Below are 4284 nucleotides of genomic sequence, written 5' to 3'. Positions count from 1 at the left end.
TGCTGCTTTCCGATGGCATTGCGTTCGGCACTAACGCGCGTTCTGAAGCCCAGCAGGGCATTGCCCTGGGCGCAGGCGCAACGGTTAGCCACGATCAAAGTGTCGCCCTGGGTAGCAACAGTGTGACCGAAGACGCAGTCGCCACCAGTGGCGTCACGATTGCCGGTGATAGCTACACCTTCGCTGGCACCACCCCAGATAGCACGGTGAGTATTGGCAGTGCAGGTAACGAGCGCACGTTAACCAATGTCGCCGCAGGTCGCGTGAGCGAGACGAGTACTGATGCCATCAATGGCAGCCAACTGTTTGCCTCTAACCAAGCGATTGAAGAGGTCAGTACGATTGCCAACACGGGCTGGGATATCCAGACTAACGGCGACACTGCTACCAACGTGGCTCCCGGCGACACCGTTCAGATGATTGATGGTCAAAACATCGCCATCACTCGCAACGGCGCAGATATTACGGTTGCCACTGTTGATTCACCGCAGTTCGGCAATGTCACTGTCAATACTGGTGGTGGTGACACCATTAACGGGCTGAGCAACCTCACCTTTGATCCAGATAACTTCACCTCCGGCCAAGCAGCCAGTGAAGATCAGCTCAAAGCAGTGAGCGATGTGGCCAACACCGGCTGGAACATCCAAGCCAATGGAGACACGGCGACTAACGTAGCGCCTGACGATACCGTCCAGATGCTCAATGGCAAGAATATCGCCATCACCCGCAATGGCACGGATATTACTGTTGCCACGGCTGATAGTGTGGCCTTTGATGACGTGACCATTACCGGTGGCCCGGTGCTGAGCGGTGGTGGTATCGATATGAATAACACCACCATCAGTAACCTGGCTGATGGCGTGAACGCCCAAGACGCTGTCAACGTTAGCCAGCTAGAAGGCGCTGCTGCGGCCTCCCGCACGGAAGTCACTGCTGGCACAAACGTGTCCAGTGTTGGCCAAACCACCGGCGCTGACGGCCAAGACATCTACACTGTTAATGCCGACGGCGCATCGGTGAGTGCGGGTTCCGCTGCGGTGGATGTGATTGCCGCCGCCCCGGATGCGGATAACGTCACCGACTACGCGGTGGATCTCAGCCAAGCCAGTAAAGACAGCCTGACGCTGGCCGACTCCGCCTTACAAACCGTGGTCACCCAGATTGACGGTACCGAGGTTAAAACCCTCGACCAGAACGATAACGTTGCCAACTTTGTGACCGGCGACAATATCGTCCTCAGCGATGAGGCGGGTGGTATCAAAATCGCCACCGCCGATGACGTTACCTTTACCAGCATCAACAGCGACAGCCTTGCCATCACCGGTGGCCCCACGCTCACTGGCGGCGGCATTGATATGAACAACACCACCATCAGTAACCTAGCTGATGGCGTGAATGCGCAGGATGCAGTTAACCTCAGCCAGTTGGAAAACTCCGCCGCAGCTTCGAAGACTGAAGTGGCTGGCGGCACCAACGTAGCCAGTGTGAACAAGGCTACTGGTGTGAACGGTCAGGATATCTACACCGTTAATGCCGACGGCGCATCGGTGAGTGCGGGTTCCGACGCAGTGGATGTGACTGCCGCCGCCCCGGATGCCAACAACGTTACCGACTACGCGGTGGATCTCAGCCAAACCAGCAAAGACAGCCTGACGCTGGCTGATTCTGCACTGCAGACAGTGGTCACCCAGATCGACGGCACTGAGGTGAAAACCCTCGACCAGAACGATAACGTTGCCAACTTCGTGACCGGCGACAATATCGTTCTCAGTGATGAGGCGGGCAGTATCAATATTGCCACCAGCCCGGATCTGACGGCAGATAGCCTGACCATCAACAACGGCCCGACGCTCAATGACAACGGCATTGATATGGGGGGCGATACTATCACCAATTTGGGCGATCCTATCAATGATGGTGATGCCCTTAACCTCAAATATTTCGACGAAAACCGTACCCGCTACTACAGCGTGAATGACGGCGGCACCATCGGCGGCAACTACAATAACGATGGTGCAACGGGGCTGAACGCCATTGCGAGTGGTGTCAATGCCACCGCTAGCGGCGAAAGCGCCGTGGCCCTGGGCTTTGGGGCGAATGCGCCGATTCGCGATAGCTTGGCATTGGGCAGTGGCTCGGTGGTTGACCGCGCCCTGGCACCAGACTCCGGCTTTATCCCAGCAGGGTCTGCCACCATTGAGTTCAACACCACTGACAAAGAGCTGCTCGGTGCAATCTCGGTGGGTGATGATGACTCCTACCGTCAGATCACTAACGTTGCCGATGGTACTGAAGCTCAAGACGCCGTGACGGTTCGTCAGTTGCAAGGCGCGGTAGGCTCAGTGATTACCACCGGCATAAAATATTACCGCGCTAACTCCGATGACCCTGACGCGATTGCGGCTGGAGAAGATAGCCTTGCCATTGGGCCTAATACAGTCACCAATGGTGATAACGGCATCGGCATGGGTAACGGCGCGATTGTCGGGCAAATGGCCCCAGGTGGCACTGCGATTGGTAACAATGCTGAGGTGCTGCTCTCCGATGGCATTGCGTTCGGCACTAACGCGCGTTCTGAAGCCCAGCAGGGCATTGCCCTGGGCGCAGGCGCGACGGTTAGCCATGATCAAAGTGTCGCCCTGGGTAGCAACAGCGTGACAGAAGACGCGGTCGCCACCAGTGGCGTCACGATTGCCGGTGATAGCTACACCTTCGCTGGCACTACCCCAGATAGCACGGTGAGTATTGGCAGTGCAGGCAACGAGCGCACGTTGACCAATATCGCGGCAGGCCGCGTGAGTGAGACAAGTACCGATGCCATCAACGGCAGCCAACTGTTTGCCTCTAACCAAGCGATTGAAGAGGTCAGTACGGTTGCCAACACGGGCTGGGATATCCAGACTAACGGCGACACTGCTACCAACGTGGCTCCCGGCGACACCGTTCAGATGATTGATGGTCAAAACATCGCCATCACTCGCAACGGCGCAGATATTACGGTTGCCACTGTTGATTCACCGCAGTTCGGCAATGTCACTGTCAATACTGGTGGTGGTGACACCATTAACGGGCTGAGCAACCTCACCTTTGATCCAGATAACTTCACCTCCGGCCAAGCAGCCAGTGAAGATCAGCTCAAAGCAGTGAGCGATGTGGCCAACACCGGCTGGAACATCCAAGCCAATGGAGACACGGCGACTAACGTAGCGCCTGACGATACCGTCCAGATGCTCAATGGCAAGAATATCGAGATCACCCGCAACGGCACTGACATCACCGTCGCCACGGCTGACAGTGTGGCCTTTGATGATGTGGCCATCACCGGTGGTCCGACACTGACCGGTGGTGGCATTGATATGAACAACACCACCATCAGTAACCTCGCCGACGGTGTGAACGCCCAAGATGCTGTCAACGTTAGCCAACTAGAGGGAGCTGCTGCTGCCTCCCGCACAGAAGTCATTGCTGGCACAAACGTGGCCAGTGTTGGCCAAACCACCGGCGCTGACGGCCAAGACATCTACACTGTTAATGCCGACGGCGCATCGGTGAGTGCCGGTTCCGCTGCGGTGGATGTGACTGCCGCCGCCCCGGATGCGGATAACGTCACCGACTACGCGGTGGATCTCAGCCAAGCCAGCAAAGACAGCCTGACGCTGGCTGATTCTGCACTGCAGACAGTGGTCACCCAGATTGACGGTACCGAGGTGAAAACACTCGACCAGAACGATAACGTTGCCAACTTCGTGACCGGCGACAATATCGTTCTCAGTGATGAGGCGGGTGGCATCAAGATCGCCACCAGCCCCGATCTGACGGCGGATAGCCTGACCATCAACAACGGCCCGACGCTCAATGACAACGGCATTGATATGGGGGGCGATACTATCACCAATTTGGGCGATCCTATCAATGATGGTGATGCCCTTAACCTCAAATATTTCGACGAAAACCGTACCCGCTACTACAGCGTGAATGACGGCGGCACCATCGGTGGCAACTACAACAACGATGGTGCAACGGGGCTGAACGCGATTGCCAGTGGTGTTAATGCCACAGCCAGCGGTGATGGTGCGGTGGCCATGGGCTTCGGTGCTAGTGCACCGATTAATGACAGTCTCGCGTTGGGCAGTGGCTCGGTGGTTGACCGCGCCCTGGCACCAGACTCCGGCTTTATCCCCGCAGGGTCCGCAACGATTGAGTTCAACACCACCGATAAAGAGCTGCTTGGTGCGATTTCGGTGGGTGACAACGATTCTTACCGCCAGATCACCAACGTTGCCG

Annotated in this window: 1 protein-coding gene; it reads left to right on the top strand. The window is 56.8% G+C overall.

All coding sequences use genetic code 11. The annotated features are described in order from the left end of the window. Positions 1-4284, top strand: a 4284-nt coding sequence (locus K7H08_RS18285) for a beta strand repeat-containing protein (protein ID WP_231658681.1), incomplete at both ends; no start/stop codon positions are given.

The sequence above is a fragment of the Halomonas sp. IOP_6 genome (genome assembly GCF_021151565.1).
GTDB lineage: Bacteria > Pseudomonadota > Gammaproteobacteria > Pseudomonadales > Halomonadaceae > Vreelandella > Vreelandella alkaliphila.
Note: the sequence above shows the minus strand (reverse complement) of the source record. Positions and strands in the feature narration are given on the sequence as shown.